We start from the raw sequence: 14,527 nt of genomic DNA, 5'->3' as shown, positions 1-14,527 counted from the left end.
GATTCCCGTTGATCTCGGGGAAGGCGACGCTACGCGCGCGGTCTCAGCGTCGCCTTCCCCGAGATCAACGACGGAGGGCCGTGGGGCACGACCGTGTTCCGTCGACCGGCAGGTGGCACCGCGGCTTCTCCTTCGTCTGGGCCCCCAGCCGACCTGGTCGCGTCCGTGTTCCAGGGCGGGGCCTGCCACTGGACCTGTCCGAGCCCGAGCGCACGTGCTTCTGCCACAACGGCCTCCATGAGCAGGGGGCCGACCTTCAGGCCCCGGCGGCCCTCGCGCGGGGACAGGCAATCCATAGGGAGATGCTCTGCCCCGTCCCACGTGGAGACCTCTGGTGCGCACGACGCGTAGCCGATGATCTCCCCGCCGTTCAGCTCGGCGACGAAGCACCGCAACCGCAGGGTCTCCGTACCGAACAGCGGGACCTCCAGCCTCCGGGCCAGGTCCGCCGGAGGACGTCCGCCCGCTCATAGGCCGCGTGCCCGGCCGCCAGTCGGGCCACGTGGGGAAGATCGGCCACGCCCGCACGTCGCGCCCGGACCGCTCCGGCGCCGGTCACCGTACTTCGCCTTCCAGCACATCGCCGCACCAGGCGGCGAGGCGGTCATCGACGGAACCGCCACCGTCGAGCACGTGGCGGGTGAAGGCGTCCCGCTCGTGTGCCAGGACCGCCGCCTCCCACACGCACGGGGCGAGGCCCGCCCGGCCGGGCCGTAGCCGCGCGGCATCCCCGGCCGGGCCGGTGAAGATGGCGAGGTCGGACATGTAGCCCTCGATCCAGGTGTGCACCAGGACGTAGTCGCCGTCTCCACCCGCGTGGACGAGCAGCACGGACAGCCCGAGTGAGCCGCGCAGACGCGCCGACGACAGGTGATCGGCTGCGATCCGCAGTGCGGTCTGTCGGTCCTCGTCCGTCACATGCCGTCCGGGCGCCTCGATCGCGTAGGGCTTCACCAGGTGCCCGGCGACCGCGCTGCCGGCCGCCGGGCGCACCGTACGGGCGTGGTGGGCGTCGGCCAGTGCCAGCATCGCATCCGGTTCGACGGCGGTCGCCGACCGGCCGAGCCGCGATCGTGAGAGTTCGGTCATGCGGTCATCATGCACGCCTCCGCCTCACCCCCACAGGACGGGGCCAGAAGCCTCCCGGGAGCCGCCACGTGCGCATCTCGCTGGCCCGGGGCCACCACATCCGGAGCGGCCGATGATCACGGTTCGATGCGCCCCCTGGGCGCGTCGTCGGCGACCCGGCGCCGCCCTCGGTAGCGGGGCGGGAACCGGGGCCAGCCCACGCTGAGGCGCAGCGCCAGTGCCGCCACCGCCAAGAGCGGGAGAAGCCAGGCCGCGGCCGTGCTCAGCGGGCGCGCGTCGGACGCCGGTTCGGGAGGGGCGTATCCGAAGGCGACCTCGGGCTCGGACGCCGCTGCGGCCGCGTCGGACGGCCCGGGATCGGGCGACGTCGCGCCCGACGACGGCGATGGCGACGGTGGGGGGAGCGGGCTCGGTGACGCCGAAGGCGTGGGCGCCGGGGACGGGCTCGGCGGGGGAGACGGGGGCGACTCCTCGGCGGTGTCCGTCACCTCGCCCGCCGCGTCGTGGTCCGGGGCGTCGGGAGGCGCGGGCCGGTCCGGCACGACCGGCCCGACAGGCGGCGGAAGAGGTGGCAGGTCCGGCCCCGCGGGAGGCAGTGGGCCCGGCCCGGGGAGCGGCCCGGGTGAGCCGTCGGCCGACGGTGCGGAGGGGAGGATCCCCGGGGTCCTCGTCTCCGTGACCTCGTCGGGCGAGGTGTTCGACGGGGTGCCCGGGCCGGGCAGCACTTCGGCCGCCGACGCCCCTCCGCCGAGGAGGAGGACGGCGGCCGACAGCAGGACGACCCGCCGGACCCGGCGGGACGAGGAGGACACGGGACGACGTTCCGGGGGTCGGGAGTGGGCGCCCATGGCGATCCTTCGTGATCGAGGAGAGGAATGGGTCCGTGCAGGCCCAGGAGGCACGCCCCCGGGCCGCTCGTGGCGCTGCGGTGCCGCGGTGCTGCGGTGCTGCGGTGCTGCGGTGCTGCGACGACGTGACGATGTGGCGCGCGCCGTCACGCCCCATGCAGCGGGCGGTCTTCGTGCGCCCGATCCGGCGAAGCGTTCGGTCTCACGACCGCGCCGGTCCAGTACGGCCGCCGCCCACAGGCGCACCGGAACCTTGTGGACGGACATTCGCCGGGAACCACCGAGGAGTCCGCTGTCGGGGCGTGTGGACGGCCGGGGCCGCGGCCGTTGCTCTCAGGTGGTCTCAGGGAAATCGGCCCCATGACGGCCGTTCGGGGCCGACCTGCCCGCATGCGGTGTGGGCCCTCAGCCGTAGGCCTTCGCCTCCACCGGGCCCGCTCTCGCCTCGGCGTGGGCCCGGGTCGGCCAGGTCCTCACGGGGACGGACACCTCCACGACGACCTCCAGCCCGTCCACGGCGCACGCCTCCACACGGGCACCGTTGGCCTCGGCCGTGCGGGTCGCGGCGGCGCACGACCGGTCCGCGCCCTCCGCCGCCCGGCGGGCACCGGCCAGGGCCGCCAGGTCGGCGGCCGTCCCGGCGTGGTGCCGGTCGACGCGGGCGCCGCCGACGACCACCGCCGCCGCGGCCGCCGTCCACACCAGGGCGCACACGACGAGCACCCACACCGTCCCCGACCCGTTGTCCACAGCCCTCCCCCGCGGCGTCCGCCGGCATGGTGCGTCGTCCGGAGGCCGTGACCGTCGTCGGCGGCCCCTCCCCGGCCGTCCTCCGACGGGCGGGGCTCCGGGCAGGACGGCGAAGGAGGGGCGCGGCTCGGGGCGGTGCCGTGACGACGGCGCTGCCCCCGTCGGGCGGAGGCTCCACGGCCCCGGAGGACGCGGCCCTCCCCTCGGGGCACGGCGGGCTGCGAACCGTGTGGCGGGCCACGGCCGGATCATGGGGCGGCCCCCGGTTCCACAGCGGCCGCCGCAGTGGCCACGGCCCGGACGGGGGCGGGCATTCCGGGCATGATTCGGACAGGGGCCGAAACCACCACCCTCGCCTCGCCCCCGGTCCGCCTCGCCCGCACCCGCGCCTCCTCGGGGGCCGCGCGGGACGCCTCCTGGAGGACCACCGCCTCGCTCTGTCCGCGCGCCAGCGCCCGAGCCCCGGCCCGGGCCGCGTCCACACACGCCAGGTGGGTGGAAACCGCGCTGACCGCGGCGATCGCCAGCGCCAGCACCACGGCCAGGGCGGGCAGCGCCACCGCGGTCTCGGCGGTGGCGCTGCCGCGCTCGGCGGTCGGCGCGGAGCGCGCGCCCCCGCCCGGAGCCCGGCCCGGGCGGGGGTTCCGGCGGGCCTCACCCCACGGACTGCAGCGCATCGATCACGATCCGGGTCAGCGTCTCGCGGACTTCGGAACTGGTCAGAATTGCGTAGAGAACGGCGGCGAACGCGACCGCCGAAACGGTTCCGATGGCGTACTCGGCCGTGGACATTCCCCCGTCGCCGCCGATCCCCCGGTCCGCCGCGGGGCCGCGGCCGCGCACCCCCTTCCCGATGGGAAGAAGGCGCGCCCCACGCGGGACGGACGGCGGGGGAACAGGGGGCGAACACCGGAAGGCGGCCCTGGCGGGGCCGCCGCGGATTGCGGTCACTGTGGACCTCCAAAGCGCGGGCGTCGCGCGGCCACCTGCCGGGACCGCGCCTGTGGAGGCCATCGTGGGCGCCCGCGCCCCCCTGTGGAATGGGAAATCCCCCGCCTGTGGATAACCGCCCCGAATTACCCACAGGCTGTGAATTACGGTGTGGAAAACTCCCCCGGGACCGCCCCCGCAGGCGCGTGCCCACGGGTTTCACCGCTCCCCATCACGGCCCGATCTCGGCCGTCTCCCCCGCCTCTTCCGGCCCCGGCGCGCCGCCCTGTGGAGAGTGGGCGAGCAGTTCGTCCAGCAGCCGCAGCGCCCCCGGCTTGCTCAACGGCTCGTTGCCGTTCCCGCACTTGGGCGACTGGATGCACGACGGGCACCCCTGCGCGCACTCGCAGTCCGCGATCGCCGCGCGCGTCGCCGCCAGCCACTCCCGCGCGGCCGCGAAGCCGCGCTCGGCGAACCCCGCGCCGCCCTCGTGCCCGTCGTACACGAACACCGTCAGCCGGCCGGTGTCGGCGTGCTCGGCCGTGGACACACCGCCGATGTCCCACCGGTCGCAGGTGGCGAACAGGGGCAGCAGGCCGATCGCGGCGTGCTCGGCCGCGTGCGCCGCCCCGCGCAGCTCCACGTCCTCCTTGCGCAGCCGCTCGGCCGCCTCCGGCGCGAGGGTCCACCACACCGCCCGCGAGTCCAGCGGCCGCTCCGGCAGGTCCAGCGCCTGCTCCCCCAGCACCGTCCCGGTGCGCACGTCGCGCTTGAGGTAGCCGACCACCTGCCGCCCCACACGCACGTCGCCGAAGTCCACCGTGTGCGGCCCCCACTCGGCGCTGCGCAGGGTGCTCCGCACCTCGATCTCGGTGACCTCCCGCGACCAGGTGGAGTAGCCGGGGTCCTCTTCGTGCACGAGCGCCACCCCGTCCTCCAGGTCCAGCTCCTCCACGAGGTGGCTGCGCCCCTGGTGCAGGTAGACGGCGCCCTCGTGCACGGTGTTCAGCGCCGCCCCCTCGTCGATGGTCCCCAACAGCTGCCCGCTGCCCGAGTCGACGATCTGCACCGGCGGCCCACCCGACCCGCGGATGTCGGCCAGGTCGCTCGCGCGCTCGTGGCGCGTCCAGAACCACCCGCGCGGGCGCGCGCGCAGCAGCCCCCGGCGCACCAGGCCCTCCACCGCCTCTTCGGCGCGCGGCCCGAACACCTCCAGGTCCGCGCGGGTGAGCGGGACCTCGGCCGCGGCGGCGCACAGGTGCGGCCCGAGCACGTACGGGTTGTCCGGGTCGATGACGGTCGCCTCCACCGACGCCCCGAAGATCGACGCCGGGTGGTGCACCAGGTAGGTGTCGAGCGGGTCGTCGCGCGCAATGAACACCGCGAGCGCGTCCGCGCCGCGGCGCCCGGCCCGGCCCGCCTGCTGCCACAGCGAGGCCCGGGTGCCCGGCCACCCCGCCACCAGCACGGCGTCCACCCCGGTGATGTCCACCCCCAGCTCCAGCGCGTTGGTGGTGGCCAGCCCCAGCAGCTCCCCGGTGCGCAGCCGCTCCTCCAGGGAGCGGCGGTCCCCGGCCAGGTACCCGGCGCGGTAGGCGGCGACCCGCTCGGCCAGGTCGGGGCGGTCGGCGTCGCGCAGCGTGCGCTGGGCGGCCAGCGCCACCGCCTCCGCCCCCTGCCGGGACCGCACGAAGGCGAGCGTGCGCACCCCCTGGGCGGCCAGCGCGGCCAGGGTGTCGGCGGCCTCGGCGGTCGCGGTGCGCCGCACCGGGGCGCCGCGCTCGCCCCGCAGCTCGGTCAGCTCGGGCTCGACCAGGGCGAAATCGACGGCCGGGCGCGGGGAGCCGTCCCGCACCACCGCCTCGACCTCCAGCCCCACCAGCCGGCACGCGCTCTCGGCGGGGGTGCCGGTGGTGGCCGACGCGAGAATGAACACGGGCTCGGCCTTGTAACGCGCGCACACCCGCCGCAGCCTGCGGATGATCTGTGCCACGTGGGAGCCGAACACGCCCCGGTAGTGGTGGGCCTCGTCCACGACGACGTACCGCAGCCGGCGCAGGAACGAGGCCCAGGACGCGTGCCGGGGCAGCACCGCATGGTGCAGCATGTCCGGGTTGGTGAGCACGTAGTCGGCGTGCGCGCGGATCCAGGACCGCTCCTGGCCCGGGGTGTCGCCGTCGTAGACGGCCGCGCGCACGTCCGGGGCGACCTCGCGCACCCCGCGGAGCTGGTCGGCGGCGAGCGCCTTGGTCGGTGCGATGTAGAGCACGGAGCCGCCGTCGGCGACCGCCTCGGCCGCCGGGAGGAGGAAGGCCAGCGACTTCCCCGACGCCGTGCCGGTCGCTATGATCACGTTGCTACCGGAGCGCGCCCGGCCCGCGGCGTCGACCTGGTGCGACCACGGCGCCGTGATCCCCGATTCGGCGAGCCCGCGCCGAACGGAGGGCGGTGTCCATGTCGGCCAGTCTTCACTTACCCCGTCGCCACGTGCCAGCCGCTCCACATGTGTCACCTGCGGGTTCCGGGTATGGTCACGCCACGATCGCCGGAGTGTCGATTCCCACGATTCCACGCCCGACACCCTCCCTCGGCGGCCCTCGTACCACGTGGGCGGCCGTCGGCCGCCGGTTTCAGTGTGGCATCCGGGGGAACAGACGCGCGGTGTCCGGGTTTTCTGGGCGGAAGCCGGAAGGCCCGGGGGAAAAGCGTGGTTGAATGCCGCCCTGCGGGGTAACGCCCGGCACAGATCACTCGCGGTTTCGCGGTTCGGCGCTGGAGGACTAGTGGACTTGAAGCTGGATCACCACACCCAGGACGACACGGAGATCGTCGTCGTCGAAGGTGAGATCGACGTCTATACCGCGCCTCGGCTGCGTGAGCTCCTGATCGACCTGGTCAACAAGGGCAACTTCCACCTCGTGGTGAACATGGAGAAGGTGGAGTTCCTCGACTCGACGGGTCTCGGGGTGCTCGTGGGCGGCCTCAAGCGCGTCCGGGCGCACGACGGCACCCTCGACCTGGTCTGCACCCAGGAGCGGATCCTCAAGATCTTCCGCATCACGGGCCTGACCAAGGTCTTCGGCATCTATGAGTCGGTGCAGGAGGCCATCGACAAACGCGCCTCCAAGTAACCGGCTGCGTAAACGAGCGAGAAGATGGCTCTCGTCCAGCTCACGATCAGCGCGCTGCCCGCCCATGTGCGCACGGCCCGCCTGATGGCCACGGCCGTCGCGCGCCGGGCGGGCATCGCCGAGTCCGCCCTCGACGAGATCAGGCTCGCCGTCGGGGAGGCGTGCTCCCGCGCCGTCGAGGCGCACCGCGCGCACTGCCCCGGGCGACCGATCACCGTCGAGCTCATCGACGGCACCGCCGACGGCGCCCCCGCCCAGCGGACCGCCGACACGGCAGCCCCGTCCAACGGGCACGCCGGCGCCGCCCGCCGCTTCGAGGTGGTCGTCACCGACCGCGCCCCGGCCAAGGAGCCGGACACGGCCGCCACCGACCACGACCTCGCCGGCACCGGCCTGTACCCGGGGGAGACCACCCCGCCGGGCGGGGTGTCGGGCCTCTCCCCCGACGTGGGGCTCGCGGTCATCGTCGGCCTGGCCGACGAGGTCCGCATCGAGCCCGGCGAGGAGGGCACCGCCGTCCGGATGAGCTGGCCCCTGGAGGCCGCGGCGTGAGGCACCGCGCCGCGGCGGCGGCCGCGCTGGCGGCGGCCGCCGTGCTCACCGCCGCGGGCTGCTCCGGCGGGGCCTCCGCCGACGGCGCCGCAGACGTCGAGGGCGCGACCCTGCACACCTCCGAGGGGGTCGTGGAGGTCGCGTTCTTCCCCGAGAGCGCCCCGGAGACGGTGCTCAACTTCGCCGGACTCGCCGAGGGGGAGCTCGCGGAGAACCCGGAGACGGGGAAGCGCGCGTTCTACGACGGCACGGTGTTCCACCGGGTCATCCCCGGGTTCATGGTCCAAGGGGGCGACCCGACGGGCACCGGGAGCGGCGGCCCCGGCTACACCTTCGACGACGAGATCGACCCCGGCCGGGAGTTCGACCGCCCGGGGCTGCTCGCCATGGCCAACTCGGGGCCGGACACCAACGGCTCCCAGTTCTTCATCACGACGGCCCCGGCCGAGCACCTCAACGGCCGCCACACCGTCTTCGGCGAGGTGACCGAGGGGCAGGAGGTGGTCGACGCCATCTCCGAGGTGGAGACCGACGGCGCCGACAAGCCGGTGGAGGACGTGGTGCTGGAGTCGGTGGAGATCCACCGCGCGGACGGCTGACGCCGCCCGGTGCCGGCCGGTGCCGGCGCCGGCCGGTGCCCGAGTCGGTCGGCGCCGACCTCGGACGGTGCCGGCGCCGACCGTTCCGGGCGTCTCCCTTCCCCGTCGCCTCGCCCCCTGCGGCCCGATGCGCCTCAGGAGGCGCTGAACGCCTCTCCAGGCGCCGCGTAGGCCGTCGGCCCACCGAAGACCCTCTGGGCCCGCGCGACCGCGTCCTCGGGCCGCAGAGTGGGCCCCACATGGGTCAGGACCAGTCTCCCCGCCCCCGCCTTCCTGGCGCTCTCGCCCGCCTGCTCCGGCGTCAGGTGGACGGCTCCGCCGTCGGCGGGGGCGTCCAGGTCGGCCTCGCACAGCAGCAGCGACGCCCCCTCGGCCAGCTCCTCCAGGGCCGGGCAGGGGCCGGTGTCACCGGAGTAGGCCAGGATGCCGCCGCGCGCGTCCCCGGTTCCGATGCGCGCGCCGAAGGCCGGGAAGCCGTGCTCGACGGCACGCGACTCCACAGTGAGCTCCCCGAGCCTCCCGACGCGGTCGGTGCGGCCGTCGTGCAGCTCGCGCACGTCGAACGCGTCCTCCACGGGGCTTGGGCCCTGGTTGGACAGGAAGTGCCGCAGCCGCTCCGCCGTGCCCGGCGGGCCGTACAGCGGAGTCGGCCCGGACGGCTCCAGGTCGGCGTAGAGCAGCGCGTAGTAGGCGGTCAGCAGGTCCGACACGTGGTCTGCGTGCAGATGGGAGATCCAGATCCCGTCGAGCCGGTCGAGCCGGACATGGCGCTGAAGCTCGGCGAGGGTGCCCGGGCCGGCGTCCATCCACAGAGCCGTCCCGCCGTGCCGCACCAGATAGCCCGAGCACGGGTTGCCCGGCCGTGCGTAAGGGGATGCACTCCCCAGAACCGTCAGTTCCACCGTGGTCCGACCGCCTTCCTTCTATCGTCGACACGTGAGCGAGCCGCGGGACGAGCGCCCCGGCCCCGCCGAGCGCGCTGAGACACGGGAGTCCGAGCGCCAGGCCTGGCTCCGGCAGGCCCCCGAGGACGCGTGGCGCCTGCGGGACGAGGACCTCTCCGCCAAGGGCGACCCCTGGTGACGGTGCCTGGTGACGGTGCCTGGTGACGGCGGCTCGTAACGGCGGCTGGTGACGGTGTGCCCCTCAGTCACAGTGCTGGGTGGACACCGGCTGGTCCGCCTCCAGGCCCGTCTGGGCGTTCTCGGCGACCTCGTCGGCGGTGAGCACGTACCCCGTCTCGTCGTCGTTGGTCGCGGCGGCGAACACCACGCCGTACACGGTGCCGTCCGCCGACAGCAGCGGCCCCCCGGAGTTGCCCGGCCGCACCAGCGCGCGCACCTGGTAGATCTCCCGGCTCACCTGCGTCGAGTGGTAGAAGTCGGGTCCCTGGGCGGTCTGCTCGGCGCGGATCCGGGCCGGGACCGCCGTGAAACCGTTGTTCTTGGGGAAGCCCGCCACCACCGCGTCGTCGCCCTTGACGGCCTCGTGCTCGAAGTCCAGCGGGTCCAGGCCCAGCCCGGGCACGTCGAGCACCGCGATGTCCTGCTGCGGGTCGTAGAGCACCACGGTCGCCGGGAGCTGGCGCCCGTTGCGGGTGACCACCCGCAGGTCCTCGGTGACCCCGGCGACCACGTGCGCGTTGGTCATGATGCGGTCGCCCCCGTAGGCGAAGCCGGTCCCCTCCACGCGGCGGCGGCACGAGGGCGCGGTGCCGAGCACCTTCACGATGCTCTGGCTGGACGCGCGCAGTTCCTCGGTGGTGAGCACCGCCGGGTCGGGCGGCTCCACCTCGGCGGGCTCGCCCGTGCCCAGGCCGCTGAACACCTGCGGGAACGCGCTCTGGTCGACGATCTTGCGGAAGGTGGAGAACCAGGTGTCGGCGGCCGGCGGCATCACCCGGTCGACCTGGTGCAGCACCCGCGAGTTCTGCACCTGCCCGGTGACCACCGGCAGCGAGGAGTTGGCCACCGCGCTTCCCACCAGCCAGGCCACCAGCAGCACCGCGGCGCCGCTGACCACCGCCCCGCCCATGGCGTCCAGCACCCGCGCCGAGTCCCAGGTGACCCGGTTGCGCACCAGCGCCCCGATGTAGGAGGCGACGAACTGGCCCATCGCCGCGGACAGGAAGACCACCGCGATCGCCAGCAGGGCCTGCCGCCCGGGGTCGGAGACCATCGACTGGATCAGCGGCGGCGCGCCCAGCGCCGCCAGCACCCCGCCGCCGATGAACCCGGCGAAGCTCATCACTCCGACGATGAACCCCTGCCGGTACCCGGATCCTGCGAAGAGCAGCACCAGGACGACCAGGAGCACGTCCAGCACGATGCCTTCCATCCCGTTACGGTATCGCCGAACCCGGCGGCACGATCGTGACCAGCTCGGTGGCCGCGCTCCGCCAGGGCCGCTCCCAGCCGCCGAGCCGCAGCAGCCCGTCGACCACCCCGGCGGTGAACCCCCACACCAGCATCCCGCCGGCGCGGAAGCCGGGACCGGCCGCGCCGCGCCCGGCCACCTCCACCCGCACCCGGTTGGCCGGGTCGGCCAGCTCGGCCACCGGTACCGCGGCGGCCGAGGCCACCTCCCCGGCGTCGGCGGCGCGCACCGGGGACGGGGACCGCCACCAGGCCAGCACCGGGGCCACCCGGAACCCGCTGTGCCGGATGTACAGCTCGGGCAGGCGCCCCACCGGGTCGATCCCGGCGGGGTCGACCCCGGTCTCCTCCACGGCCTCGCGCACGGCGCACTCCTCGGGGGTGCGGTCGCCGTCCTCGAAGGAGCCGCCGGGGAAGGCGGGCTGACCGGAGTGGCGGCGCAGCCCGTCGTTGCGCTGGATGAGCAGCACCTCGGGCCCGGCGGCCCCGGCGCCGAAGAGGATGAGCACCGCGGCGCGGCGGCCGCCCGCGGCGGGCGGGTGCAGCAGCGGCGGGACCGGCATCCGGGCGCCGGCGTCGGCCAGGGCGGTCAGCCAGTCGGGGGCCGGGGCGCCGACGGGCTCGGTGGTGACGTCGGTCATGCGCGCGGTCCGTCCCGCAGCAGGGTCCGGGCCGCGTCGGGGTCGGTGGGGCCCTCCCCGAAGGAGGGGCACATCCGGGCCAGGCCGCACGCGCCGCAGGCGGGCTTGCGGGCATGGCACACGCGGCGCCCGTGCCAGATGACGCGGTGCGAGAGCATGGTCCAGTCCTTGGGTTCGAACAGCGACCCCACCTCGCGCTCGGCGCGGACCGGGTCGGTCTGGGCGGTCCAGCCGAAGCGGCGGGCGAGCCGCCCGAAGTGGGTGTCGACGGTGATCCCGGGCACCTCGAAGGCGTTGCCGAGCACCACGTTCGCGGTCTTGCGGCCGACGCCGGGGAGCGCGACCAGGTCGTCCAGGTCGCCGGGGACGTCGCCGCCGTGGCGCTCGCACAGCGCCTGGGCGAGGCGGATCACGTTGTCGGCCTTGGCGCGGTAGAAGCCCGTGGGGCGCAGGACGCCCTCCAGCTCCGCACGGTCGGCCCCGGCGAGGTCGGCGGCGGTCGGGTAGCGCGCGAACAGGCCCGGCGTGACCGCGTTCACCCGCCGGTCCGTGGTCTGCGCGGAGAGCACGGTGGCGACCAGCAGCTGCAGGGGGTTCTCGAAGTCCAGCTCGCAGTGGGCGTCGGGGTAGAGGCGGACGAGTTCGCGGTACATCCGGCGGGCCCGGCGGACCAGGGCGAGGCGCGTCTCCCCGGTGGGCGTCGGGGCCTCGGGGGGCGCCGACGCCGCGGGCTGGGCGGTCGTGGAAGCATCACCTGGCACACCAAAAGGGTACGTACCCGGGCCGCGCTCCGCCGGGGTCCGGAGCCGATCGGACCCGTTCGCCCACGTCAGGGTGGCGCAGATTATGTCCGCAATGCGTCGGGAACGGCGGTGTCGGCACGATCCGGGCGGTCGCGGCGACTAAGATCGGGGAGGGCTGACGTCGGCTGTGACGGGCTGGTCGCATCACCCGGACGACAAGCCGAGATAACGACCTGGTTTCACACACGGGTGCGATATACGTCACACTGTTGACGGTCAGGTTGCAAGGAGGAAGTGGTGGACGAGACCAACGAGGTGCTGCGCAAGGCGCCTCTTTTCGAGGCACTCGACGAGGAGGCCGCCGCGGCGCTGCGCGCCTCGGTGAGCGAGGTGCGCCTCGGCCGGGGCCAGACCCTGTTCTCTGAGGGCGACGAGGGCGACCGGCTGTACGTCGTGCTGAGCGGCAAGGTGAAGCTGACCCGCTCGGCGGTCGACGGCCGGGAGAACCTGCTGGCGGTCCTGGGGCCGAGCGAGATGTTCGGCGAGCTGTCGCTGTTCGACCCGCGGCCGCGCACCGCGAGCGCGGTGGCGGTGACCGACACCGTGCTGGCCGGGCTGGGCCACGACGACCTCCGCCCCTTCATCGTGAGCCAGCCGCACGTGTCGCTCCAGCTCCTCAAGGCGCTGGCCGCACGGCTGCGCCGGACCAACGACGTGATGAGCGACCTGGTCTTCACCGACGTGCCGGGCCGGGTCGCCAAGCAGCTCCTGGAGCTGGCCGACAAGTTCGGCAAGGAGGGCGAGGACGGCCTCCACGTGCACCACGACCTCACCCAGGAGGAGCTGGCCCAGCTGGTCGGCGCCTCGCGCGAGACCGTGAACAAGGCGCTGGCCGAGTTCGCGCTCCGCGGCTGGCTGCGGATCGAGGCCAAGGCCGTCGTGCTCCTCGACGTCGAGCGGATGCGCCGCCGCGCACGCTGACCGGCCGGAGGGGCCGGGCGGACGCCCGGCGCGCGCCGAAGACGAGGACGGGCCCGGCAGACGCCGGGCCCTTCTTCGTGCCATGGACCGCGGGAAGGCGTCGCCCCCGTTCAGATCCCGCCCTTGGTGGCGAGCCGCCCCGACGGGTGGGCGCCGTCGGCGAGGTCCGCCTTCGCCGCCGCCCAGCCGGCCGCGCCGATGCCGAGCGCCCGGCGGAGGAAGGCCAGGGTGACCCGCTGGACGAGGGCGACGCGCTCGGGGTCCTCGTCGGTGGTCTCGGCGGCCCCGTAGCCGGAGATGCCGCCGAGGAGGTGGCGGCCGCCGAACAGGGTGAGCAGGCCTTTGTCCCCGGGGCTGAGCGCGTAGGGCTCGGCGGTCCACTCCGGCCCCTTGGACGTCACCGGGAGCTCGTCCGCGTCCCCGGCCACCACCAGGGCCGGTGCGGCCATGCGGGAGAAGTCCACGTCCCGCAGCCAGGGCAGGTCACGGGCGGCCTCCGGGGTCAGGTGGTCGCCGCCCGCACCGGCCGTGGCCAGCAGGACGCCCGCCGAGACCCGGGGGTCGGACAGGTCCTCGGCGACCCCGCTCTGCGGGTCGGTGACGCGCAGGCCCAGCAGGACCCCGGCGCTCTGCCCGCCGAAGGAGTGCCCTGCCGCCGCGATGCGCCCGCGGTCCAGGCGCCCCTCCAGGCCGGGGACCGCCGCCTCCAGCACGTCGAGGTTGTCGAGGATGCGCTTCAGGTCGTCGACGCGCCACCGCCACAGCCGCGGCCTGCGGGGGTCGTCCGCGGGCAGGCCGACCCGCCGGGAGTCCAGGTGGGTGGCCTGGAGCACGGCGAAGCCGTGTGCGGCCCAGTGGTCGGTCAGGGGCGCGTATCCGTCCAGGTCCGAGCCGAACCCGTGGGCGAACACGATGATGGGCAGGTCCCGGCCGGTGACCGGCGCGGTCACCCGTACGGGCAGGTCGTGGCCGCGCCCGGGGGCGGGCAGGACGACCGGCTTGACCGAGACGACCGGGGAGGCGGTGGGCCCGTCGGTGCGGCGGCCCTCCGAGTCCGGCGCCGGGGTGGAGGCCGGTCCAGGGGACGGTCGAGAGGACGGTGTCGCGGCCATGGGTGTCTCCGATCTACGCGTACGGCGGCGCACCTGCGCCGAGGGGCCGGACGGCCCCACACCGCGTACGCTAGAACCTGACGTTGACGTCAGAGGCAAGTCGATGTGCCGCACGTCATAGAGACGTCATTGAGGGGGACGCATGCGCATCGGGGAGCTCGCCGCCGAAACCGGGGTCAGTGTCCGGGCCCTGCGGTACTACGAGGAGAAGGGCCTGCTGTCCAGCGAGCGCAGCGCGGGTGGACAGCGCCACTACCCCCGGGACGCGGTCGAGTGGGTGCGGCTGATCCAGCGGCTGTACGCCGCGGGCCTGTCCAGCCGGACCATCGTCGAACTGATGCCGTGCGTGGTGGACGGCCGCGCCACTCCGGGCCTGCTCGAACGCCTGGCCACCGAGCGCGACCGCATCGACGAGCGCATCGCCGACCTGGCGGACACCCGGAACCGCCTCGAATCGGTGATCACCGGCGCCACGACCAACATGCTGACCGGCCGCTCCTGCCGACCCGATGACGAGGCCCCGCCCAAGCCCCCGGACCGGACCGCTTGAACGCGCCCCCGCGGCGGGGAGGTGGGGCGGAGGAGAGGCGCGGGGGGCGTTCACCTGCAATGATGCCGACCATCTGGCGCCCGGCGGGTCGAGCGGAAGCGGGCAACGGAAGAGCGGGTCCCCCGCTCATGGGCCCCGGCCCGGCGGCGGGTTACCGGGGTGCAAGGAGAGGGGCGGCGACGGCCGAAGCGGGGCGGTTCCCATGGCGTGCTTGCCGTCCGGCGGG

The 14,527-nt window shown here is 74.7% G+C and carries 18 protein-coding genes; 6 read left to right on the top strand and 12 right to left on the bottom strand.

Annotation, left to right across the window (positions count from 1 at the left end; translation table 11 throughout):
- Nucleotides 1-29 precede the first annotated feature (29 nt).
- The 7 genes from O4U47_RS31350 to O4U47_RS27145 all read right to left on the bottom strand — a co-directional run bounded on the left by O4U47_RS31350 (nt 30) and on the right by O4U47_RS27145 (nt 6,189).
- Complete coding sequence (locus O4U47_RS31350; RefSeq protein ID WP_408639036.1) at nt 30-395, bottom strand: GNAT family N-acetyltransferase; 366 nt, start codon at nt 393-395, stop codon at nt 30-32.
- A gap of 160 nt (nt 396-555) precedes the next feature.
- A complete protein-coding gene (locus O4U47_RS27170; RefSeq protein WP_270680822.1) occupies nt 556-1,089 on the bottom strand; it encodes a hypothetical protein in 534 nt (177 codons plus the stop codon).
- A 116-nt stretch (nt 1,090-1,205) separates the two neighbouring features.
- The gene (locus O4U47_RS27165) at nt 1,206-1,901 is read right to left on the bottom strand and encodes a hypothetical protein (RefSeq protein ID WP_270680821.1); all 696 of its coding nucleotides are present in this window, start codon (nt 1,899-1,901) and stop codon (nt 1,206-1,208) included.
- A gap of 441 nt (nt 1,902-2,342) precedes the next feature.
- Nucleotides 2,343-2,687 carry an Rv3654c family TadE-like protein gene (locus O4U47_RS27160; RefSeq protein WP_270680820.1) on the bottom strand — a complete coding sequence of 115 codons (345 nt, stop codon included), beginning with the start codon at nt 2,685-2,687 and terminating at the stop codon, nt 2,343-2,345.
- A gap of 248 nt (nt 2,688-2,935) precedes the next feature.
- Nucleotides 2,936-3,364 (bottom strand): TadE family type IV pilus minor pilin, encoded by a 429-nt coding sequence (locus O4U47_RS27155; protein ID WP_270680819.1) that lies wholly within the window; start codon nt 3,362-3,364, stop codon nt 2,936-2,938.
- Nucleotides 3,342-3,479 carry a DUF4244 domain-containing protein gene (locus tag O4U47_RS27150; RefSeq protein ID WP_270680818.1) on the bottom strand — a complete coding sequence of 46 codons (138 nt, stop codon included), beginning with the start codon at nt 3,477-3,479 and terminating at the stop codon, nt 3,342-3,344. Before O4U47_RS27150 ends, O4U47_RS27155 begins: the two co-directional genes overlap by 23 nt.
- Before the next feature lie 370 nt (nt 3,480-3,849).
- Nucleotides 3,850-6,189, bottom strand: a complete 2,340-nt coding sequence (locus O4U47_RS27145; RefSeq protein WP_408639035.1) for a DEAD/DEAH box helicase — start codon at nt 6,187-6,189, stop codon at nt 3,850-3,852.
- A gap of 211 nt (nt 6,190-6,400) precedes the next feature.
- On the opposite strand from O4U47_RS27145, the gene O4U47_RS27140 reads away from it, so the two are divergent.
- The 3 genes from O4U47_RS27140 to O4U47_RS27130 are packed head-to-tail and all read left to right on the top strand — an operon-like array spanning nt 6,401 to nt 7,899.
- Nucleotides 6,401-6,748, top strand: coding sequence for an STAS domain-containing protein (locus O4U47_RS27140; protein ID WP_020380481.1), 348 nt, complete (start codon nt 6,401-6,403; stop codon nt 6,746-6,748).
- Between the two features lie 24 nt (nt 6,749-6,772).
- Complete coding sequence (locus tag O4U47_RS27135) at nt 6,773-7,300, top strand: ATP-binding protein (RefSeq protein ID WP_270680816.1); 528 nt, start codon at nt 6,773-6,775, stop codon at nt 7,298-7,300.
- Nucleotides 7,297-7,899, top strand: coding sequence for a peptidylprolyl isomerase (locus tag O4U47_RS27130; RefSeq protein ID WP_270680815.1), 603 nt, complete (start codon nt 7,297-7,299; stop codon nt 7,897-7,899). Before O4U47_RS27135 ends, O4U47_RS27130 begins: the two co-directional genes overlap by 4 nt.
- 134 nt (nt 7,900-8,033) lie before the next feature.
- Here O4U47_RS27130 and O4U47_RS27125 read toward each other — a convergent pair whose 3' ends face one another.
- Nucleotides 8,034-8,801: an MBL fold metallo-hydrolase gene (locus tag O4U47_RS27125; protein WP_270680814.1), complete on the bottom strand. Its 768-nt coding sequence runs from the start codon at nt 8,799-8,801 to the stop codon at nt 8,034-8,036.
- 34 nt (nt 8,802-8,835) lie between these two features.
- Between O4U47_RS27125 and O4U47_RS27120 the strand changes: the two genes are divergently transcribed.
- On the top strand, nt 8,836-8,982 hold the full coding sequence (locus O4U47_RS27120) for a hypothetical protein (RefSeq protein WP_270680813.1): 147 nt from the start codon (nt 8,836-8,838) through the stop codon (nt 8,980-8,982).
- 63 nt (nt 8,983-9,045) lie between these two features.
- Here the strand turns inward: O4U47_RS27120 and O4U47_RS27115 are convergent, their stop codons facing one another.
- Genes O4U47_RS27115 through nth form a run of 3 tightly spaced genes read right to left on the bottom strand, consistent with a single transcriptional unit; the run spans nt 9,046 to nt 11,568 of the window.
- Nucleotides 9,046-10,224, bottom strand: a complete 1,179-nt coding sequence (locus O4U47_RS27115; protein WP_270680838.1) for a MarP family serine protease — start codon at nt 10,222-10,224, stop codon at nt 9,046-9,048.
- Nucleotides 10,225-10,240: 16 nt separating this feature from the next.
- A complete protein-coding gene (locus tag O4U47_RS27110) occupies nt 10,241-10,915 on the bottom strand; it encodes an NUDIX hydrolase (RefSeq protein WP_270680812.1) in 675 nt (224 codons plus the stop codon).
- Complete coding sequence (gene nth / locus O4U47_RS27105) at nt 10,912-11,568, bottom strand: endonuclease III (protein ID WP_270680837.1); 657 nt, start codon at nt 11,566-11,568, stop codon at nt 10,912-10,914. Before nth ends, O4U47_RS27110 begins: the two co-directional genes overlap by 4 nt.
- 384 nt (nt 11,569-11,952) lie before the next feature.
- Between nth and O4U47_RS27100 the strand changes: the two genes are divergently transcribed.
- Entirely contained in the window at nt 11,953-12,639 is a 687-nt protein-coding gene (locus O4U47_RS27100; RefSeq protein WP_270680811.1) for a Crp/Fnr family transcriptional regulator, read from the top strand.
- 110 nt (nt 12,640-12,749) lie between these two features.
- Here the strand turns inward: O4U47_RS27100 and O4U47_RS27095 are convergent, their stop codons facing one another.
- Nucleotides 12,750-13,751: an alpha/beta hydrolase family protein gene (locus O4U47_RS27095; protein WP_270680810.1), complete on the bottom strand. Its 1,002-nt coding sequence runs from the start codon at nt 13,749-13,751 to the stop codon at nt 12,750-12,752.
- A gap of 142 nt (nt 13,752-13,893) precedes the next feature.
- On the opposite strand from O4U47_RS27095, the gene O4U47_RS27090 reads away from it, so the two are divergent.
- Nucleotides 13,894-14,301, top strand: a complete 408-nt coding sequence (locus tag O4U47_RS27090; protein ID WP_270680809.1) for a MerR family transcriptional regulator — start codon at nt 13,894-13,896, stop codon at nt 14,299-14,301.
- The last annotated feature ends 226 nt before the right edge of the window (nt 14,302-14,527 follow it).

It is taken from the genome of Nocardiopsis suaedae (genome assembly GCF_027706745.1).
GTDB classification, from domain to species: domain Bacteria; phylum Actinomycetota; class Actinomycetes; order Streptosporangiales; family Streptosporangiaceae; genus Nocardiopsis_A; species Nocardiopsis_A suaedae.
This window is presented reverse-complemented; position numbering and strand designations above follow the sequence as displayed.